The sequence below is a fragment of the Burkholderia sp. 9120 genome (assembly GCF_000745015.1).
Taxonomy (GTDB): domain Bacteria; phylum Pseudomonadota; class Gammaproteobacteria; order Burkholderiales; family Burkholderiaceae; genus Paraburkholderia.
Genome location: NZ_JQNA01000001.1, coordinates 1,272,371 through 1,291,854, shown reverse-complemented (window position 1 = coordinate 1,291,854; position 19,484 = coordinate 1,272,371). Strand labels below are relative to the sequence as shown.

Below are 19,484 nucleotides of genomic sequence, written 5' to 3'. Positions count from 1 at the left end.
GTGTCCGAGGCTGAGATTCTTGAGCGCATCCGCGCCATTTTCAAAGAGAACTTCGCGATCGAGCCGGAGCGCGTGACGCCCGAAGCGAACCTGTTCGAAGAGCTCGATCTCGACAGCATCGACGCTGTCGACCTGGCGATCAAACTGCAGGAAATGACCGGCCGCCGGATCAAGCCGGAAGAGTTCAAATCGGTGCGCACGGTCGGCGATGTGATCGGTGCGGTCGAATCCCTGCTGGCGGCACAAGGCTGATGTTCGCCGCGCGCTCGCGTAGGCAAGCGGCGGCGGATCAGGCCGACGCCGACGCTCACGCTCACGTCACGGCCGCCGGGACCGTCCCGGCCTCGCCGGACGCCGGGCGCGGCTGGGCTAAAACCGCCGTCCAGGTGCTGTTGAAGCTCGCCTATCCCGCGCTGATTCTGTGCGCGTGGCGCTGGGACACGCCGCGCTACGTCGGCTGCATGCTGTTCGCGATCCTGTGGTTGCAGCGCTGGGCCGGCAGCGGTCCGGTCGCGACTTCGCTGCGGCGGCTTTCGTCGATCGATTGGACCGTGGTCGGCTTGCTGAGCTGCGCGTCGGCGGCGATCGTGCTGACCAACAGCGAACTGCTGTTGCGCCTCTATCCGTCGCTCGTCAATCTGGGGCTGTTGATCGCGTTCGGCGCGACGCTCGTGCGCGGGCCGTCGATGATCGAGAAATTCGCGCGGCTCGGCAATCCGGATCTGCCGCCGCGCGCGGTGCGTCATACGTGGCGTGTGACGCAGGTGTGGTGCGGCTTCTTTGCGTTGAACGGCGCGTTTTCCGCCTATACGGCGCTGTACTGGAGTCGCGCGAACTGGTCGCTGTATAACGGCGCGATCGCGTACGGGCTGATCGGCGTGCTGCTGGTGGCCGAGATTGTCTGGCGCTATCTGGTGGTGCTGCCGCGAGCCGCGCGTTCGGAGGCGGCATGATTGCGTTGCATGCTGTGTTGTCGGCGGCTGCCGAAGCCGCCGGGTTGAAAACGCCGGTATGCCGCGATGGCGGCGTGGTGCTCGATCGCGCCGCGTTTCGCGCGCGCGTGGCGGGGTTGATCGCGCTGCTGCAAACGCGCGACGCGCAACGTTACGCGCTGTGTATCGACGATCCCTTTGATTTTGCCTGCGCGTTGTTTGCGCTGTTCGCGTGCGGAAAAGAGCCGGTGATTCCGGCGAATGCGACGCCGGGGTATCTCGCGGATCTGGCCGATGCTTATGACGCGGTGCTGACGGATGCGGATTTGCCGCTGTTCGTGGCGGGCGATAACCCAGCGGCAACCCACGCGGCCTACGCCGCTCACCCCATCGACCCGCAAGCCCCGCTCACGCTCTACACCTCCGGCAGCAGCGGTATCCCCAAACCGATCCGCAAAACGCTCGCGCAATTCAACGCCGAAGTGCACACGCTCGAACGCCAATGGGGCGCGCTGGTCGGCGACGCGACGATGCTCACGAGCGTGCCGCATCATCACATCTACGGTTTGCTGTTTCGCGTGTTGTGGCCGCTCGCGGCGGGCCGCGCGTTCGACCGCGCGATCAGCCTGGAACCCTTGCATCTGCAACAGCAGATCTACCAAAGCGGCGCGACGGTCGTGGTGTCGACGCCCGCGCAACTGTCGCGTTGGCCCGCGTTGCCCGGTTTTGCCGCATTGACGCCGGCGCCGCGCGCGTTCTTCTCGTCGGGCGGACCGCTCGCGCTGGACGCCGCGCAGGAATACGCCGCCGCCTATGGCGCCGCGCCGCTCGAAATCTACGGCAGCACGGAGACCGGCGGCATTGCGTGGCGGCGTCAGGATCAGACGGACGCCTGGCAACCGGTAGCCGGTATCGACGTGCGTCGCGACGAAGACGGCGCATTGAACGTGCGCTCGCCGCATCTCGACCACCGCGGCTGGCATCGTACCGACGACCAGATCGCGCTCGACTCAGACGGCCGTTTCCGTCTGCAAGGACGCCTGGATCGCGTGCTGAAGCTGGACGGCAAGCGCGTGTCGTTGCCGGAACTGGAAGCGCGTCTCGCGCGGCATCCGCATGTTGCGCAAGCGGCGCTGGTGCCGCTGGAAGGCGCCACGCGCGAGCGCGTCGGCGCTGTGGTGGCGTTGACCGAAGCGGGCAGCGAGGCGTTGCGCGACGAAGGCCGCGTGGCGCTTGCGAAGACGCTGCGCCGTTATCTCGCCGACTATTTCGACGTCGTCGTGCTGCCGCGTCACTGGCGGTTTCGCGCGACGCTGCCGTTCGACGCACGCGGCAAGCTGCCGGTCGCGGCGCTCGCCGCCGCGTTCGAACCGCGCAGCGAAGGCATGGAAGTACTCGCCGAAGCGCGCAGCGGCGACACGCTGCACTACGACCTGCGTGTGCCGCCCACGCTCGTGCATTTCGCCGGCCATTTTCCGGGGCTGCCGATTCTGCCTGGCGTGGTGCAGGTCGACTGGGCGATCCGCCTCGCGGCCGATCACGTAACGGCGGCGCGCGCGATTGCATCGATCGATCGTTTGAAGTTCATGGCGCCGGTGGCGCCGGGCGCGGTCCTGAAACTGACCCTGGCCCACGACGCCGAGCGTCGGCGCGTGCAGTTCGTCTACAAACTGAGCGGCCGTGAATGCGCGTCCGGCGTGATCGTCTACCGGGAGCCCGCGTGATGAAGTTCGCCGCGTGCATCGTCATTCCGATCTACAACCATAAAGACGCGATCGGCGCGACCGTCGCCCATCTCGCGGTGCATGGTTTGCCGCTGTTCGTCGTCGACGATGGCAGCGACGAGGCGACCCAGCAGGTGCTCGCCGCGCTCGCGCAGCAGTACGCGGATCAGTTGACGCTGTTGCGTTTGCCGGTCAACGGCGGCAAAGGCGCGGCGGTGATGGCGGGGCTGCGCGCCGCGCACCGCGCCGGTTTCACGCACGCGTTGCAGATCGACGCCGATGGTCAGCACGACGCCACCGACGTGCCACGTTTCATCGAAGCCGCGCAAGCCGAACCCGGCGCGGTGATTCTCGGTCGCCCGGTCTACGACGAGAGCGTGCCGAAAGCGCGCCTCTACGGCCGATATCTGACGCATGTGTGGGTGTGGATCGAGACGCTGTCGCTGACCATTCGCGATTCGATGTGCGGCTTCCGTTTATATCCGCTGGCGCTCGCCTGCGAGTTGATCGATCGCGTGCAGTTGCCCACGCGGATGGACTTCGACATCGAGATCCTCGTGCGCCTCTACTGGCGGCGCGCGGCGTTCCGTTCCATTCCGACGCGCGTCACGTATGCCGCCGACGGCGTGTCGCATTTCGATGTGCTGTGGGACAACGTGCGCATCAGTCGCAGCCATACGCGGCTCGTGTTCGGCATGCTGTGGCGTCTGCCGATGCTGCTCGCGCACAAGGTAATGCCGCGCCGCGCTGTACTCGCGAATGCCGGAACCGACCAAAGCGCTCAAGGCCACCAAAGCGCTCCAATCGAAAAGCCCAACAAGCACGATAAAACCCAGCAAGACTGGTGGCGCATCGCCGAACGCGGCAGCCACCTCGGCATGTCCTTGCTCGCGCTCAGTTGCAAGCTGTTCGGCCGCCGTTTCACCTCGCTGTGGCTGCATCCGATCGTTGCGTATTTTCTGCTGACCGGCCGCGCCGCGCGCGAAGCGTCGAGCAACTACTTCAGACATCTCGGCGAAGCCGCGCCGCACGGCGATACGCCGCGTCCCGGCTGGCTTTCCGCGTACCGGCACATGCTGGCGTTCGCGCAATCGGGCTTCGACAAACTCGCGGCGTGGTCCGGCCGCGTCAACAACGCCGACGTCATATTCGAAGATCCCGCCGCCTTCCAGGCGCTGACCGCGAGCGGCAAGGGCGCGCTCGTGATCGGCGCGCATCTCGGCAATCTGGAAATGACCCGCGCGCTCGCCGCGCAGGGCGCTTATGCGAAGGTCACCGCGGTCGTCTATACCGAGCACGCGCGCCGCTTCAACAGCGTGCTGGCGTCGGCCAATAGCGAGTTCGCGCGCCATCTGCTCGAAGTCCGCGACTTCGGTCCCGAGACCGCGATGCTGATGCAGGAACGCGTGGACAACGGCGAGTTGCTGGTGATCGTCGGCGACCGCGTGCCCGCGCACGAAACGGGCCGCACGACCGAAGCGCAATTTCTCGGCTCGACCGCGCCGTTCGCGCAAGGCCCTTATGTGCTCGCGCACGCGCTGGGCTGCCCGGTCTATCTGTTTTTCTGTCTGAAAGAACAGGACGGTTACCGTCTTTATTTCGAGCCGTTCGCCGAGCGCATCGAGTTGCCGCGCCGCGAACGCGCGCAGCATCTCGCGGCATGGGCGCAACGTTACGCCGCGCGGCTCGAACACTATTGCCGCAAGGCCCCTTATCAATGGTTCAATTTCTTCGATTTCTGGGCCAGCCCCAAGCGAGGCGCGAATGGCCGAACATGATCTGATCGATGCGTCGGTAGCCGACGCGAAGACGAACGCAAAAGCTAATGCCGATGCAGGCGCAAACGCCGTCGTGGTCGGCGGCCGCAAGCTGACGATCGAAGAGATCGTCGCGATTGCCCATCAACGTGCGCCGATCGCGCTGAGCGCCGATCCGGCGTGGCGCGCGCGAATCCAGCGCGGTGCGGATTTCCTGCGCCGTCATCTGGCGGAGGGCGCGACCGTCTACGGCGTCAACACCGGTTACGGCGATGCCTGCGTGGTGGACGTGCCGATGGAACTGGTCGAAGCGCTGCCGTTGCAACTCACGCGCTATCACGGCTGCGGCATGGGCCAGTATCTCGACGACGCGCAAACCCTCGCGGTGATCGCCGCGCGGTTGAACTCGCTCGCTTATGGCTTTTCCGGCGTGCGTCCGGTGTTGCTCGAACGGCTCGCCGATCTGGTCAATCATCGCGTGCTGCCGCGCATTCCGTCGGAAGGCTCGGTGGGCGCGAGCGGCGACCTGACGCCGTTGTCGTATGTGGCCGCCGCATTGGCGGGCGAACGCGACGTGATGTTCGCCGGCCAACTGCGCGACGTGCGCGACGTCTGGAGCGAACTCGGTCACGCGCCGCTCACACTCGCGCCGAAAGAAGGCCTCGCGCTGATGAACGGCACGGCGGTGATGACAGGCCTCGCCTGTCTCGCGTTCGCGCGCGCCGATCACTTGACGCGTCTCACCGCGCGTCTCACGGCGCTCTGCACGGTGGCGCTCGACGGCCGCGCCGCGCACTTCGACGCGATGCTGTTCGAAGTAAAGCCGCACGCCGGCCAGGCCGAAGCCGCAGCCTGGATTCGCGACGATCTGAGCGGACGCGGCGATACGCCGGGTCATCGGCTGCAGGATCGCTATTCGATTCGCTGCGCTCCGCACGTGATCGGCGTGGCGCGCGACGCGCTGACGTGGGTGCGTCGCGACGTCGAGAACGAGTTGAACAGCGCGAACGACAACCCGCTGATCGATCCCGACAACGGACGCGTGCTGCACGGCGGCAACTTCTACGGCGGCCATATCGCGTTCGCGATGGATTCGCTGAAGGTCGCGGTGGCCAATCTCGCCGACCTGATGGACCGGCAGCTCGCGTTGCTGGTCGATGTGAACTTCAACAATGGCTTGCCGCGCAATCTGTCGGGCGCGGCGCCCGCGCGGGCGGCGATCAATCACGGCTTCAAGGCGGTGCAGATTTCGTCGTCCGCATGGACTGCCGAAGCGTTGAAGAACACGATGCCCGCGAGTGTGTTCTCGCGCTCCACCGAGGCGCACAACCAGGACAAAGTCAGCATGGGCACGATCGCAGCACGCGACTGTTTGCGCGTGCTGGAATTGACCGAACAGGTGGCCGCCGCGCACACGCTGGCAACCGTGCAGGCCGCGCGCCTGCGCTTGAGGCTCGATAGCGAGACGCCGGTGCCGGCGCCGCTGCAGCGCTTTATGGACCGTGTGAGCGCGGCATCGCCGTTCGTCGACGAAGACCGTGCGCTCGAACACGAGTTGCGCGCGCTGACCGCGCGCATTGCCGATTGCGATCTGCTGCAAGACTATCGCGGAGGGACGCACGCATGAGCGAGTCCCGCAAAGTGCCGAGCGCGAGCGCCATGGTCGAAGTGCCGTTCCACGACGTCGATGCGATGAACGTCTGCTGGCACGGCCATTATCTGAAGTACTTCGAGATCGGCCGCGCGGCGCTGCTGCGTACCTTCGATTACGACTACCGCGAGATGCAGGCGTCCGGCTATCTGTGGCCGATCGTCGAGGTACATCTCAAGTATGTGCGGCCGGCCATTTACGGCCAGCAGATCGAAGTGCGCACGCAACTGCTCGAACACGAAAACCGCCTGAAAATAGGCTACGAAATCGTCGACTGCGCGTCCGGTACGCGGCTGACCAAAGGCTATACGATTCAGGTCGCGGTCGATGCCGCGACCCAGGAGCTGCAGTTCGTGTCGCCGCCGGTCGTGTTCGACAAGCTGGAGCGCGCATGGGGACAATGAGCTTGCGCGCGGCGCTGGTGAGCGGCTGGGTCGCACTCGGTGCGTGCGGCGTGGTGGGGGCGCTCGCGTGGCCGCTGTCCGCCATGGCCGCGCAATCGTCGCCATCGTCGCAGACATCGCCGGCATCGTCGGCATCGCAGTCATCCGCTGCCGGCAACCCCGCGCTGGTCTCGCAGATCGCGGCGCATCTCGCGCAGGCCAAGGGCGTGCGCGCGCAGTTCACGCAGACGCAGACCCTCGCCGCGATGAAACAGCCGCTGGTCAGCAGCGGCTCGCTGCTGTTCTTCCGCGAACGCGGCGTGATCTGGCAGATCGACACGCCGTACAAAGCCACCTACGTGATCACCGATTCCGGCGTCGCCGAACTCAACGCCGCCGGCCAGCGCGTGACGGCTCACAGCGCACAAGGCGCGCGCGGCGTCGCGCAAGTCTCGAAGATGATGCGCGCGATGCTCGGCGGCGATCTGTCCGCGCTGTACTCGCAATTCGACGTGCAAGCCGAAGGCAGCGCCGCGCAATGGCGCATGCAACTCACGCCGAACCAGCCGCAAATCGCGCAATCGATCAAGGGCCTGGAGATGAGCGGCGGCGACTTTCTGCAAAGCTTGCGCATCACGCTCGCGAACGGCGATGTGACGAAGCTCGACTTCGCGAAGAGTGCGGCGGTCGCCGAACTCACGCCGGCTGAACGCAGCCTGCTCGGAGCGCCGTAATGGACATGCTGCAACAGCGGTCCGCGAAACAGGCGTGGAGCATGCGCGCCGCGTGGCTGCTGCTCGCGCTGATCGCGACGCTGTATTGCGGCTGGCGCTTCGCGGGGCCGTCGCCGTTGCAGACCAATCTGCTCGCGCTGTTGCCGGCCACCGAGGCCGACCCGGTCGCCGAACAGGCGGTCGACACGCTGGCGAGCGCGCTCGGCGATCGCACGGTGTTTCTCGTCACCAGCAAGGACGACGCGCATGCCAAGGCCGCGGCCCGGCAATTAGGCGCGTCGCTGCGGCAGAGCGGGGCGTTTGGTTCGGTGACGGCGGAGTTGCCGCCGTTCGATCTGTCGCAGATCGGCGCGTTGTATCTGCCGTATCGCTTTGGGTTGTTGACGCCGGCCGATCGCGCGGCGCTCGCTACACCACAACAATCCACCTTGCACGACGCGCTCGCGCAGCGCATCTATAGCCCGCTGCACGGCGGCCTGACGACGCAACTCGCCGACGACCCGTTCGGCTGGCTCGAACACTGGCTGAACGGCCTGCCGCTCGCCACCTCGAATCTCGAACTCGAAGACAACCTGCTGGTATCGCATCGCGGCGCCGCGACCAGCGTGCTGATCGTCGCGACCTTGCCGGGCTCGGCGTACGAAACGAAGACGCAGCACGCCGTGCTCGCCGCGCTTGCCCGAGGCGAACAGCAACTCAAGTCATCGTTCCCCGACGTCTCGGTCGCGCGAACCGGTGCGGTGTTCTACGCGGAATCGGCGCGCAGCGCTTCCGAACATGAGGTACATCTGATCGGCGTCGCGTCGCTGTGCGGCATCGCGCTTCTGATGATGTGGGTGTTCCGCTCGCCGCGTCTGCTGCTGCTCGGCTTCGTGTCGACGGCGCTCGGCATTGTCTGCGCGCTCGCCGTCACGATGCTGGTGTTCGGCAAACTCCATCTGTTGACGCTGGTGTTCGGCGCGAGCCTGATCGGTGAGGCCGTCGATTATTCGATCCAGTATTTCGTGGTCTATCTCGGCGCGGGCCGCGATTGGGATGCCCGGCGCGGCGCGCGCGCAGTGCGTCCCGCGCTGACGGTTGCATTGACGACCAGCCTGCTCGGCTACGCGATCCTGATGTGGGTGCCGTTCCCCGCGCTCAAGCAGATTGCGTGCTTTGCGATGGCCGGTATCACGACGGCATTCGCCTCGGTGCTGTGGCTGTTGCCGGCCTTGCTGACGCGGCCGCCGAAGCGCAGTCCGCAGCGTCTGTTCGCGGGTGCGGCGCGTGGGCTGACGGTCTGGCATCGCGCGATCGGCGGCCGACGCGCGTGGTTCGTCGCGGCGCTGCTGCTGATCGTCGCGATTCCCGGCTGGCTGCGTTTGACCAGCGACGACGATATTCATTTGCTGATCCAGCGCGATCCGTCGCTCGTCGCGCAGGAGGACAAGGTGCGCGACGCGATCGGCGTGGACAACAGCGCGCAGTTTTTCGTCGTACGTGGCGAGACGCCGGAGCTCGTGTTGCAACGCGCCGAAGCGCTGGGCACGAAACTGGATGCGTTGAACGGCACCGCGAACAAGGTGGGCAGCTATCAATCGGTCGCGCAATTCGTGCCGTCCGCGAAACAGCAGAACGACGATCATGCGTTGCTCGCGCAACACGTTTTCAATGACCCGGCCGCGTTGCGCGCGACGCTGCTGCAAGCCGGCTTCAAGGACGAAGTTGCCGACGCGTGGCTCGCCGCGTTCGCCAAACCGCAAGTGCCGTTGACGGTGAACACATGGCTCGCCGCGCCGTGGTCGCAACCGTATCGGCACCTGTGGCTCGGCGAAGTCGATCCTGCTACGAAAGCGTATGCCGCCGTGGTGATTCCGCAAGGCGTGACGCCGCAGAACGAACCCACGCTGATCGCGACGGCGCAAAGTCTGCCGGGTGTGGTGTTCGTCGACAAAGCCGCGAGCGTGTCGAAGCTGTTCGGCGCGTATCGCGTGGATAGCGGCTGGTGGCTCGGCGGCGCGCTTGCGCTCGTGCTGATTCTGCTGGTGGTGAGATACGCGCCGAAGGACGTTACCTCGGTGGATGTCTCGCAGGAAGGCCGCCCGGTGCGCGCCGCGAACGCAGCATCCGTGACGGACACCTCGCAGAACGACCGTGTGCCAGGCACCCGACCTACAATCCACGTGGCCGATCGTCTGCGCGGCGGCATCGCCGTGACCTTGCCGGTATTGCTCGCCGTGGGCGTCACGCTGGCCGCATTCGGCTATGCGCACGTGCCGCTCAATCTGTTCAACTGGCTCGCGCTCATGCTGGTGCTCGGCGTCGGCGCAAACTATGCCGTGTTTCTGCGCGAAGGTTGTCTGCGCGCGGAGGCGGATCTCGGCGCGGTCTGGACCGGCGTGCTGCTCTCGTCGGCCACTACGCTGTTGTCGTTCGGCATGCTCGGCATGAGCGCCATGCCCGCGCTGAAGAGTTTTGGCGCCACGCTCGCGCTCGGCATTCTCGTCTCGGTGCTGCTCGCGCCGATCGGCATGCCATCGGAATCAAGGAGGGTCGCATGAAAGCGCCATCAGTTTATTTGCACGCGCTCGGCATGATCAACGCGCTCGGCGGCGACCTCGACCACATCGCTCCGGCGCTCGCCGCCGCGCAGTCGCCCGGCATGGGCAGCGCGCATACGGGAATCGGCGAGGCGTTCGTCGGCAGCGTGCTCGCGCCGCTCGATCTGGCGCCGCCCGCCGAACTCGCGCGTTACGACTGCCGCAACAACCGTCTGCTGCTCGCCGCGTTGACGCAGATCGCCCCCGCCGTCGAGGTCGCGCGCGAACGTTACGGCGCGCACCGGATCGGCGTGGTGCTCGGCACCAGCACGTCGGGCATCGAAGCGGCCGAAGCCGCATTCGTCTATCGGGCGCAGGCCGGCAGCTTGCCCGCGAGCTTCAATTACCGGCAGATGGAAATCGGCACCGCCGCGCCGTTCGCCGCCGCTGTGCTCGGATTGCGTGGGCCGGCGTTCACGATTTCGACGGCCTGCACGTCGAGCGCGAAGGCGTTTGCGTCGGCGCGTCGTCTGCTGCAGTTGCAGTTGTGCGATGCGGTGGTGGTGGGCGGCGTCGATTCGCTGTGCGAGTTGACGGTGCAGGGTTTCGCCTCGCTCGAATCGACCAGCGCCGTGCGCACTAATCCGATGAGCCGCAATCGCTGTGGCATCAACGTCGGCGAAGGCGCCGCGGTGTTTCTGATGAGCCGCGACGAAGCGACGGTGCGGCTCGCGGGCGTCGGCGAGTCGAGCGACGCGCATCACATCTCGGCGCCGGACCCGCAAGGCGTGGGCGGCGAACTCGCGCTGCGCGAAGCGCTCGCGGATGCGGGCGTCGCGTCGTCGGCGATCGGCTATGTGAATCTGCATGCCACCGCCACACGCAAGAACGACGAGATGGAAGCCGGCCTGATGGCGCGAGTCTTCCCCGAGGGCGTCGCGGCGAGCGGCACCAAGCCGCTGACCGGCCACCAGCTCGGCGCTGCCGGCGCCACGGAACTCGGCTTCGCGTGGCTGACGCTGTCGCGCGACGACGTGCCGCTGCCGCGTCATGTGTGGGACGGCGAGGCCGATCCTTCACTACCGGCGTTGGACCTCGTCGAGAACGAGCGCTTTCTGCCGCGCGGCGCGGATTCGCAGTACGTGATGAGCAATTCGTTTGCTTTCGGCGGCAGCAATGTCAGCCTGATTCTGGCCCGGTAATGCGCACCATGACTACGACGACGCTAACCCCAACCACGCCGGCTGCGACGCAAACGCCAACGTCGACACCGACGCCAACTCACGAGCAACTGCTGCAACAGCCGATCGAAGCGATCATCCCGCATCGCGGCACCATGCTGCTGATCGACGCCGTGGAAGCCTTCGACGACGACACGCTGAGCGCGCGCGCCACCGTCCACGCCGATGCCTGGTACGCGGACGCCGACGGCGCGATGCCCGCATGGCTCGGCATCGAACTGATGGCGCAGACGATCGCCGCGCATGTCGCGTTGCTGGCCATGCGCGGCGGCGGCCGCGCGCGGCCCGGTGTCCTGCTCGGCTCGCGCAGTTACAAAGCGCTGGAGCCGTCGTTCAGCGGCGGCGCACAACTGAGAGTTCACGTCACCGAACTGCTGCGCAGCGAAGAAGGCCACGGCGCGTACGAATGCACGATCCAACACGGCGATCTGCACTGCGCGGAGGCCGTCATCAAGGTGTTTCAACCGCCCGATTTTCAGTCATTCATTGAGGGGAGTTTCAGTTCATGAGCCGGCGTGTTCTCGTTACCGGCGCAAGCCGCGGCATTGGCCGTGCGATTGCGTACAAGTTGGCCGCCGACGGCTTCGCCGTCTCCGTGCATTGCCGCACGGGACGCACTGAAGCGGAAGCGGTTGCGACGGGCATCGCCGCGCAGGGCGGCATGGCGCGCGTGCTGCAATTCGACGTGCGCGAACGCGCGGTGTGCCGCGACGTGCTCGAAGCGGATGTCGCCGCGCACGGCCCGTACTACGGAATTGTCTGCAGCGCGGGCGTGACCCGCGACGCCGCATTTCCCGCGCTCACCGAAGAAGACTGGGACATCGTGATCGAAACCGGTCTCGACTCGTTTTACAACGTCGTGCATCCGCTGACCATGCCGATGGTGCGCGCCCGCAAGGGCGGCCGGATCGTCACGATCGCGTCGGTGTCCGGGGTGATGGGCAATCGCGGCCAGGTCAACTACAGCGCGGCGAAAGCCGGCCTGATCGGCGCGAGCAAGGCGCTCGCCGTCGAACTGGCGACGCGCAACATCACCGTCAACTGCGTGGCGCCGGGTCTGATCGAGACCGGCATGCTCGAAGAACTGCAACTCGAGCACGCGCTGAAGACGGTGCCGATGAACCGCGTCGGCCAGCCTGCCGAGGTGGCGTCCGTGGTCAGCTTCCTGATGTCGGATGCGGCCTCGTACGTCACGCGTCAAGTGATCGGCGTCAACGGTGGGATGGTGTGATGAAGCGTGTCGTCATTACCGGCATGGGCGGCGTCACGGCGTTCGGCGATAGCTGGGACGCGATCGAGCCGCGCCTGAGAAGCGGCGTGAACGCGGTGCGCCGCATGCCCGAATGGGATTACTTTGAGTCGCTGCATACGCGGCTCGCGTGTCCGTTGCCGGAATTCAAACTGCCCACGCACTATCCGCGCAAGAAGACCCGTTCCATGGGCCCCGTGTCGATGTATTCGGTGCGTGCCAGCGAACTCGCGCTCGCCGACGCCGGCCTCGCCGATAACGACACCATCAAGGACGGCCGCATGGGCGTCGCCTACGGTTCGTCGTCGGGCTCGGTGCAGCCGATCCGCGCGTTCGGCACGATGCTCAAAACCGGCTCGATGGGCGATGTCACATCGAACAGCTACGTGCAGATGATGCCGCACACCACGGCGGTCAACGTGAGCCTGTTCTGGGACCTCAAAGGGCGGATCATTCCGACCTCGTGCGCGTGCGCGTCGGGCAGTCAGGCGATCGGCTACGCGTATGAGGCGATCCAGAGCGGCAAGCAGACGCTGATGCTGGCGGGCGGTGCGGAAGAGTTGTCGGGCCCGGCGGTCGCCGTGTTCGACACGCTGTACGCGACCAGCACGCGCAACGACGAGCCGCATCTGACGCCGCGTCCGTTCGATGCCGCGCGCGATGGGCTCGTGGTCGGCGAAGGCGCGGCCACGCTGGTGCTCGAAGAATACGAACATGCCATCGCGCGGGGCGCGCGGATTCACGCGGAGATCGTCGGCTTCGGCTGCAATTCGGACGGCGCACACATGACCCAGCCGACCGCCGAAACCATGGCGCTCGCCATGCAACTCGCGCTGCGCGACGCGCAACTGCCGCCCGAAGCGATTCAGTATGTGAACGCGCACGGCACGTCGACGGATCGCGGCGATATCGCCGAAAGCCATGCGACCGCGCAGACCTTCGGCGCGCACATGCCGATCAGTTCGCTGAAGAGCTATGTCGGCCACACGCTCGGCGCGTGCGGCGCGCTCGAAGCGTGGTGGACCATTGAAATGATGAAGCGCAACTGGTACGCGCCGACCCTGAACCTGAGCCAGGTCGATCCGGCTTGCGCGCCGCTCGATTACATCGTCGGCACGGGCCGTGAGATCGACGCCGACTACGTGATGAGCAACAACTTCGCGTTCGGCGGCATCAACACGTCGCTGATATTCAGGCGCGTTCGATGAGCGTGGCGCTGCAACGGGTCGTCGTGACCGGCATGGGCATCGTGTCGTGCCTCGGCAATACGCTCGACGGCGTGTCCGCCGCGTTGCGCTCGGGTCGCTCGCGGATCGAACGGATCGACGCGTGGCGCGAGCGCGGCTTCGGCTCGCAGGTGGCGGGCGTGGCCTCGGTCGCGCACGAGCCGCCGTTCGAGCGCAAGCTCGAGCGCTTCATGGGCGACACCGCGCGCTTCGCCTGTCACGCCGCACGCCAGGCGATCGACGACGCCGGGCTCGCGCAAGCCCGGTTGCATTCGCCGCAAGCGGGCACGGTGATCGGCTCGGGCGTCGGCAACATGCTGAGTTACGACGCGGCCATGCTGATCGCCAACGCGCGCGGCATCGACAAGGTGCCGCCGTACGTCGTGCCGCACGCAATGAGCAGCACCGCGTCGGCCAACGTCGCGCAGGTGTTCGGGCTCGAAGGCGTCAGCTATTCGCCGTCGTCGGCGTGTACCACGTCGGCGCTCGCAATCGGGCAGGCCATGCAACTGATTCAGAGCGGCCGCCAGCAGATCGTGCTGGCCGGCGGCAGCGAATCATTGCACGACAACATGACGCTGATGTTCGATTCGATGGGCGCGTTGTCGCGGCGCTTCAACGACACGCCGCAGCACGCCTCGCGGCCTTACGACACGGCGCGCGACGGCTTCGTGATCGCCTCGGGCGCCGGCGTGCTGGTGCTCGAAGCGCGCGATCACGCGCTGGCGCGCGGCGCGCGGATCTACGCGGAGCTGACCGGTTTCGGCGACTGCACCGACAGCGCCGGCATGGTCACGCCGCGCGCGGCCGGCATCGCGCGGGCCATGCGCGGTGCGCTGAGCGAAGCGGGCAAGCGGCCCGACTACATCAACGCGCACGCGCCCTCGACACCGCTCGGCGACGTCGAAGAACTGCGCGCGCTGAGCGACGTGTTCGGCGCCGCGTCCGACCGGTCCTTTGGCCACGGCGTGCCGGCGTTCTCGTCGACCAAAGGCATGACCGGGCATCCGCTCGGCGCGTGCGGCGCGCACGAGGCGATCTATACGTTGCTGATGATGCGCGACGGCTTCATCGCGGGGACGGCGGGGATCGAGACACCCGAACCGGAGTTGGGCGATTTGCCGCTCGTGCGCACTACGCGCGACGCGCGGATCGAGACGGCGATGTCGGTGTCGTTCGGGTTCGGCGGCAGTTGCGCGAGCCTGATGTTTGAAGCGTGGCAAGGCGGCTGAGACGGCCGCGAAATCTAAAAAAACCGAGGGCGATAACAATGAAAAAGATAGGTGTGTTGGGCGCGCTGGCGGTCGTGGCGCTCACGCAGGCGGGTTGTGCGACGCAGGTGTTGTCGGTGCCGCTGAATGCAGCCGGCGGTCAATCGGGCGGCGGCGACCCGGTCCATTTCCGCAAGCTGGTGGCGCCGGGTGCGGCCGCGGGTCAAACGGCCGAGAGCGTGCAGGTGTATTTCGGCCAGCAGGATCACCCGGCGGTGAAGACCCAACTGGGCGATGTGTCGTACTCGGTGCGGATTGCCCGTCAGGTCAACACGCCGGATGGCGCGTGCCATGCGGCGCTCGCCGAAGCGGTGCGCAAGCTGCGTGCGGCGGCGCGCGAACGTAACGCGAACGCGGTGATCGACGTGCAGACGCGTTTTCATAGTACCGAGACCAACTCGTCGACGGATTTTACGTGCGGCGTGAGCAATAGCGCGGCGGCGGTCGCGGTGAAGGGGCAACTCGTCGTGCTGGACGCGAACTGAGTCGTTGAAGCAGGCTGGATTGAAATAGAACTCACATAGCAACAACAACCACCAAGGAGTCTCAATGAAACGCCATCTGATGTGTGCTGCACTGATCGCTTCGTTCGCCACGCTGAGCGCCACGCCGGCCTTCGCGCGCGATACGGTCGACAACTATCCGATCGACGCCGCCTTGCACAGCGAACCGGGCAAGGTCAGCGACGACATCGGCCTGTATTTCGCGGGTCAGCACCACGCGGCCGTTGTCAAATCGATGGGCGAATTCGCCACCAACAAGAAGACCAACGCGTTCGGCAAGAGCGACCTGGAGGCGTGCCAGCACGTGTTCCTGTCGGCGGTGATCGAATTGCAGGAACGCGCGCGCAAGGAAGGCGGCAACGCGGTGATCAACATCAAGAGCAACTACAAGAACGAACTGCGTGAAAGCGCGACCGAGTTCACGTGTGGTGCGGGTGCGGTGATCGCCGGTGTGGCATTGACGGGCGACGTGGTGACGTTGCGCAAGTAAAAGCAGGTGGTTGGAAGCGGCGCCTCGCGGCGCGGCGAAGCAGGAAGGCGGCGAGGTGGCAAGGCGAACGGCAATGCATGCCGCCGCCTTGCGCCGCTAAAGCAGAGAAGCAGAGAACCAGGGAACCAGGTTTGATTCGTGCTGGAACGGTGTTGACCTGACGAGCTTTAAAGCGAGCTTGGGTCGGCCTTGACCGCCGCGACATTGACCAGCGTCTCACGACGCTTGCCGGGCCGCGGATGAGACAGACCGATGCGTTCGAACAGACCGAAGTCTTTCGCGCGGCTCCACCACAGGTAAGGCAGCGAAACGTTGCGCGGGGTGAAGCTGAAGCCGCCACGGCGAATCATGTCGAGGTAGCCGTCGGCGCTCTTTTGCACGTGCATGGGATGACGGAACAGCAGTCGGATCACCCACGACTTGATGTACGCGTCGGTGGATTCGGCGAATAGCAGCACGCCGCCCGGTTTGAGCACGCGGCGGAACTCGGCGAGCGCGCGGTCCTGCTCGACGAGATGATGAAAGGTTTGATGGCAGAACACGATGTCGGCGCTTGCATCAGGCAGCGGCAGTTTCGCGCAGTCGCCGTGCAGCACCTCGATATCGGCGCACTGGGCGCGGCACGCCTTGGCCGCGTTCGTGGCGAGCGCCAGCGACGCCTCGTGAAAGTCGACCCCGACAATGCGCCGCGGCCTGAACGCCTCGGCCAGCAGCCGGAACGAAATGCCTTGTCCGCAGCCGACGTCGACGATCACCGGCGCAGCCGGTAACGGCGTGTCGATCAGGCGTTTGAGGTCGTTGATCGCGACCCGCAGGACATGGTGTTCCCACGTGTGGGTACGCAGGAACCAGATCCCGAAGGCCGTTTCGGGCACGTACGGCACGCTGGATGTTTCGGATGGCGACACGCTGGGCTCCGCGGCGAAATTTTGTTTTTGCTGTGCCCCGGGCGCATTTCATGCGGGGCGTTTAGCAGGCAATTGTAACGAGAAGTAAGGATGCAGCGTAACGCTGCACATGGCAAGCAAACGATTTGAGGCAAACTTGACTACACACACGTCAGAGCGCACTAGCGTCGATGTCGCGATCATCGGCGCGGGTCCGGCGGGCGCGGTTGCGGCAGCGCTGCTGCGCAAAGCGGGTCGTTCCGTGCTGGTGCTGGAGCGCCAGCACTTTCCGCGTTTCTCGATCGGCGAAAGCCTGCTGCCGCAGAGCATGGCCTACCTCGAAGAAGCCGGCATGCTGCAGGCTGTGGTCGAAGCCGGCTTCCAGTACAAGAACGGCGCGCATTTCATTCACCGCGACAAGTCGTCGGCGTTTGACTTCCGCGACAAGCATTCGCCGGGTTGGGGCACGACCTATCAGGTCGAACGCGCGGTGTTCGACGACATTCTGATTCGCTGCGCGGCGCAGCAGGGCGCCGACGTGCGTTTCGGTCACGCGGTGCGCGCGGTTCACACCGGCGCGAGGCCATTGGTCGACGTGATCGACGAGGCGGATCGCGCGTATCAGATCGAAGCGCGTTTCGTGCTGGACGCGAGTGGTTTCGGCCGCGTGCTGCCGCGCCTGCTGAACCTCGAAGCGCCGACCCGCATGCCGACCCGCGCCGCGATCTTCACGCACGTGCAGGACGGCATTCCGGCCGGCGTCACCGATCGCAACAAGATCTGCGTGGCGACCCATCCGGAGCGCCGCGACGTGTGGTTCTGGATGATTCCGCTGGCGGGCGGGCGTTCGTCAGTGGGGTGCGTGGCCGAGGCGAGTTTCCTCGAGGTGCCGGAAGCGGAGCGCGACGCGAAGCTGCGCGAGTTGATCCAGCAGGAGCCGACGTTCAACCGGCTGATCGGCAACGCGCCGTTCCTGATGCCGGTGCGGCATATCGGTGGTTATGCGGCGAACGTGGAGCGCTTGCATGGGCCGGGTTACGCGTTGCTCGGCAATGCGGGCGAGTTTCTCGATCCGGTGTTCTCGTCCGGTGTGACGATCGCGTTGCGCTCCGCGCATCTCGCGGTTGAGACCTTGAACCGGCAACTGGACGGCGAAGCGGTCGACTGGTCCGCCGCTTACGACGTGCCGTTGCGCAAGGGGATCGATACGTTCCGCGCGTTTGTCGAGCGCTGGTATACGGGGGCGTTGCAGGACATCATTTTCTATCCGGAACAGGCGCCGTCGATCCGGCGGATGATCGCCGCGGTGCTGGCGGGCTATGCGTGGGACGAGTCGAATCCGTATGTCGCCGATCCGGTGCGGCGGCTTAACGCGTTGCATGAGATTTGCACCATGCGTTGAGCGGGTCGTCGTCACTGTCGCCACGGCCGCCACGGTATGAGCCAAAGAGAAACGGCGCTTCGAATCGAAGCGCCGTTTTTTCATTCCGCTGCGTGACGATTGTTATGCCACGCTCAAATCACGCTCAAGCCGCGATTCTCGCCGTACGCGGTGCATGCACCCGCACGTCGTCGCGACGATGCACGCGCTTGCCTGCCGCATACGTTTCATAGATCGCGCGATCGTCGCCGAGCAGCGCGAACGCGAACAGCAACTCTTCCAGCGATTCGGTGCGCGCGGTGCGGCGTGCGAGCAGCGGCGTCGCTTGCGGATCGAGCACGACGAAGTCCGCTTCCGACTTCGGCTTCAACGTGCCGACCTTATCCGCGAGGTCGAGCGCTTCGGCGGCGCCGGCGGTCGCCAGATAGAACATGCGTGTCGCGGTCAGATGATGGCCCGTGAGACGCGCAACCTTGTGCGCCTCGTTCATGGTCTGCAGCATCGAGAACGACGTGCCGCCGCCGACGTCGGTAGCCAGCGCGATCGGCATACCCGCTGCGTCGGCCTTGTCGAAGTCGAACAGGCCGCTGCCGAGGAACAGATTCGACGTCGGGCAGTGCGACGCGACCGCGCCGGTTTGCGCCATGCGCTTGCGGTCTTCCTCGTCGAGGTAGATGCAATGGCCGTACACCGCGCGGCGGCGCAGCAGACCGTAGTGATCGTAGATGTCCAGATAACTGCGGTGACCCGGGAACAGATCGGCGACCCACTTCACTTCGTCGGTGTTTTCCGCGACGTGGCTCTGAATGAAAATGTCCGGATGCTCTTTGGCCAGCACGCCGCACGCTTCGAGTTGCGCTTCGGTCGACGTCGGCGCGAAACGCGGCGTGAGCGCGTACATCTGGCGGCCACGGTTGTGCCAGCGGCCGATCAATTCGGCGCTGTCGTCATAGCCCGATTGCGGCGTGTCCTGCAGGAACTCGGGGCAATGGCGATCCATCAGCACCTTGCCGGCCACCATCCGCAGATTGCGCGCTTCGCTCTCGGTGAAGAGCGCGTCGGCCGATTCCTTGTGGACCGTGCAATACACCAGCGCGGTGGTGGTGCCGCAAGCCAGCAGTTCTTCGACGAAAAAGCTCGCCGTGTCTTGCGCATACGCCGGATCGCTGAAGCGGCGTTCGGTCGGGAACGTGTACGTGTCGAGCCACGGCAACAGACCCGGCGCCGGCGAGGCGATCATGTCGGTCTGCGGATAGTGGATGTGCGTGTCGATGAAGCCCGGCACGATCAGCTTGTCGCGCATGTCCTGCACCTGGGTGCCGGGCGCGAGTTGCGACGCGAGCGCCGCATACGCGCCGGCCGCGACCACATGACCGTCTTCGACGATCAGCAAGCCGTCCTCGTTGAAGACCGCCGCATTGGGCGATTGCGCGGGATCGCCGTTGAAGGTCAGCAGTTGTGCGCGGAATGCGGATTGGCCTGCTTTAGCCGGGTTGGCCGAATGAGTCATGGAAAAACCGTCTCCGATTGTGGGAA

General features: G+C 65.8%; 18 protein-coding genes. 16 read left to right on the top strand and 2 right to left on the bottom strand.

The genetic code is table 11. The features are described from left to right. From FA94_RS05700 to FA94_RS05630, 15 genes are all read left to right on the top strand, one after another. Entirely contained in the window at window positions 1–252 is a 252-nt protein-coding gene (locus FA94_RS05700) for an acyl carrier protein (protein ID WP_035547711.1), read from the top strand. Further along, window positions 252–953, top strand: coding sequence for a COG4648 family protein (locus FA94_RS05695; protein ID WP_035547708.1), 702 nt, complete (start codon window positions 252–254; stop codon window positions 951–953). Before FA94_RS05700 ends, FA94_RS05695 begins: the two co-directional genes overlap by 1 nt. After that, a complete protein-coding gene (locus FA94_RS05690) occupies window positions 950–2,656 on the top strand; it encodes an ApeI family dehydratase (RefSeq protein WP_035547705.1) in 1,707 nt (568 codons plus the stop codon). The genes FA94_RS05695 and FA94_RS05690 overlap by 4 nt, the downstream gene beginning before the upstream one ends. Further along, complete coding sequence (locus FA94_RS05685) at window positions 2,656–4,434, top strand: glycosyltransferase family 2 protein (protein WP_035547703.1); 1,779 nt, start codon at window positions 2,656–2,658, stop codon at window positions 4,432–4,434. Before FA94_RS05690 ends, FA94_RS05685 begins: the two co-directional genes overlap by 1 nt. After that, window positions 4,421–6,040 carry an HAL/PAL/TAL family ammonia-lyase gene (locus FA94_RS05680; RefSeq protein ID WP_035547700.1) on the top strand — a complete coding sequence of 540 codons (1,620 nt, stop codon included), beginning with the start codon at window positions 4,421–4,423 and terminating at the stop codon, window positions 6,038–6,040. Before FA94_RS05685 ends, FA94_RS05680 begins: the two co-directional genes overlap by 14 nt. Next, window positions 6,037–6,468 (top strand): acyl-CoA thioesterase, encoded by a 432-nt coding sequence (locus FA94_RS05675; protein WP_035547697.1) that lies wholly within the window; start codon window positions 6,037–6,039, stop codon window positions 6,466–6,468. Before FA94_RS05680 ends, FA94_RS05675 begins: the two co-directional genes overlap by 4 nt. Further along, complete coding sequence (locus tag FA94_RS05670; RefSeq protein WP_035547695.1) at window positions 6,456–7,181, top strand: outer membrane lipoprotein carrier protein LolA; 726 nt, start codon at window positions 6,456–6,458, stop codon at window positions 7,179–7,181. Before FA94_RS05675 ends, FA94_RS05670 begins: the two co-directional genes overlap by 13 nt. Next, window positions 7,181–9,721, top strand: coding sequence for an MMPL family transporter (locus FA94_RS05665; protein WP_035547693.1), 2,541 nt, complete (start codon window positions 7,181–7,183; stop codon window positions 9,719–9,721). Before FA94_RS05670 ends, FA94_RS05665 begins: the two co-directional genes overlap by 1 nt. Continuing rightward, window positions 9,718–10,902: a beta-ketoacyl-[acyl-carrier-protein] synthase family protein gene (locus FA94_RS05660; protein ID WP_035547690.1), complete on the top strand. Its 1,185-nt coding sequence runs from the start codon at window positions 9,718–9,720 to the stop codon at window positions 10,900–10,902. The genes FA94_RS05665 and FA94_RS05660 overlap by 4 nt, the downstream gene beginning before the upstream one ends. An 8-nt stretch (window positions 10,903–10,910) precedes the next feature. Beyond that, complete coding sequence (locus FA94_RS05655; protein ID WP_156126533.1) at window positions 10,911–11,450, top strand: hotdog family protein; 540 nt, start codon at window positions 10,911–10,913, stop codon at window positions 11,448–11,450. Continuing rightward, window positions 11,447–12,172, top strand: coding sequence for a 3-ketoacyl-ACP reductase FabG2 (locus FA94_RS05650; protein WP_035547687.1), 726 nt, complete (start codon window positions 11,447–11,449; stop codon window positions 12,170–12,172). The genes FA94_RS05655 and FA94_RS05650 overlap by 4 nt, the downstream gene beginning before the upstream one ends. After that, window positions 12,172–13,398, top strand: coding sequence for a beta-ketoacyl-ACP synthase (locus FA94_RS05645; RefSeq protein ID WP_035547684.1), 1,227 nt, complete (start codon window positions 12,172–12,174; stop codon window positions 13,396–13,398). The genes FA94_RS05650 and FA94_RS05645 overlap by 1 nt, the downstream gene beginning before the upstream one ends. After that, the gene (locus FA94_RS05640; protein WP_035547681.1) at window positions 13,395–14,648 is read left to right on the top strand and encodes a beta-ketoacyl-[acyl-carrier-protein] synthase family protein; all 1,254 of its coding nucleotides are present in this window, start codon (window positions 13,395–13,397) and stop codon (window positions 14,646–14,648) included. Before FA94_RS05645 ends, FA94_RS05640 begins: the two co-directional genes overlap by 4 nt. Before the next feature lie 38 nt (window positions 14,649–14,686). After that, window positions 14,687–15,172, top strand: coding sequence for a hypothetical protein (locus tag FA94_RS05635; RefSeq protein WP_035547678.1), 486 nt, complete (start codon window positions 14,687–14,689; stop codon window positions 15,170–15,172). Window positions 15,173–15,236: 64 nt separating this feature from the next. Beyond that, window positions 15,237–15,680 (top strand): excinuclease ABC subunit A, encoded by a 444-nt coding sequence (locus tag FA94_RS05630; RefSeq protein ID WP_035547676.1) that lies wholly within the window; start codon window positions 15,237–15,239, stop codon window positions 15,678–15,680. Window positions 15,681–15,847: 167 nt separating this feature from the next. Here the strand turns inward: FA94_RS05630 and FA94_RS05625 are convergent, their stop codons facing one another. Then, window positions 15,848–16,588: a class I SAM-dependent methyltransferase gene (locus FA94_RS05625; protein ID WP_035547674.1), complete on the bottom strand. Its 741-nt coding sequence runs from the start codon at window positions 16,586–16,588 to the stop codon at window positions 15,848–15,850. Between the two features lie 136 nt (window positions 16,589–16,724). On the opposite strand from FA94_RS05625, the gene FA94_RS05620 reads away from it, so the two are divergent. Beyond that, window positions 16,725–17,969, top strand: coding sequence for an NAD(P)/FAD-dependent oxidoreductase (locus FA94_RS05620; RefSeq protein WP_035549370.1), 1,245 nt, complete (start codon window positions 16,725–16,727; stop codon window positions 17,967–17,969). 124 nt (window positions 17,970–18,093) lie between these two features. Here the strand turns inward: FA94_RS05620 and guaD are convergent, their stop codons facing one another. Continuing rightward, window positions 18,094–19,458 carry a guanine deaminase gene (guaD, locus tag FA94_RS05615; RefSeq protein ID WP_035547672.1) on the bottom strand — a complete coding sequence of 455 codons (1,365 nt, stop codon included), beginning with the start codon at window positions 19,456–19,458 and terminating at the stop codon, window positions 18,094–18,096. Between the last annotated feature and the right edge of the window lie 26 nt (window positions 19,459–19,484).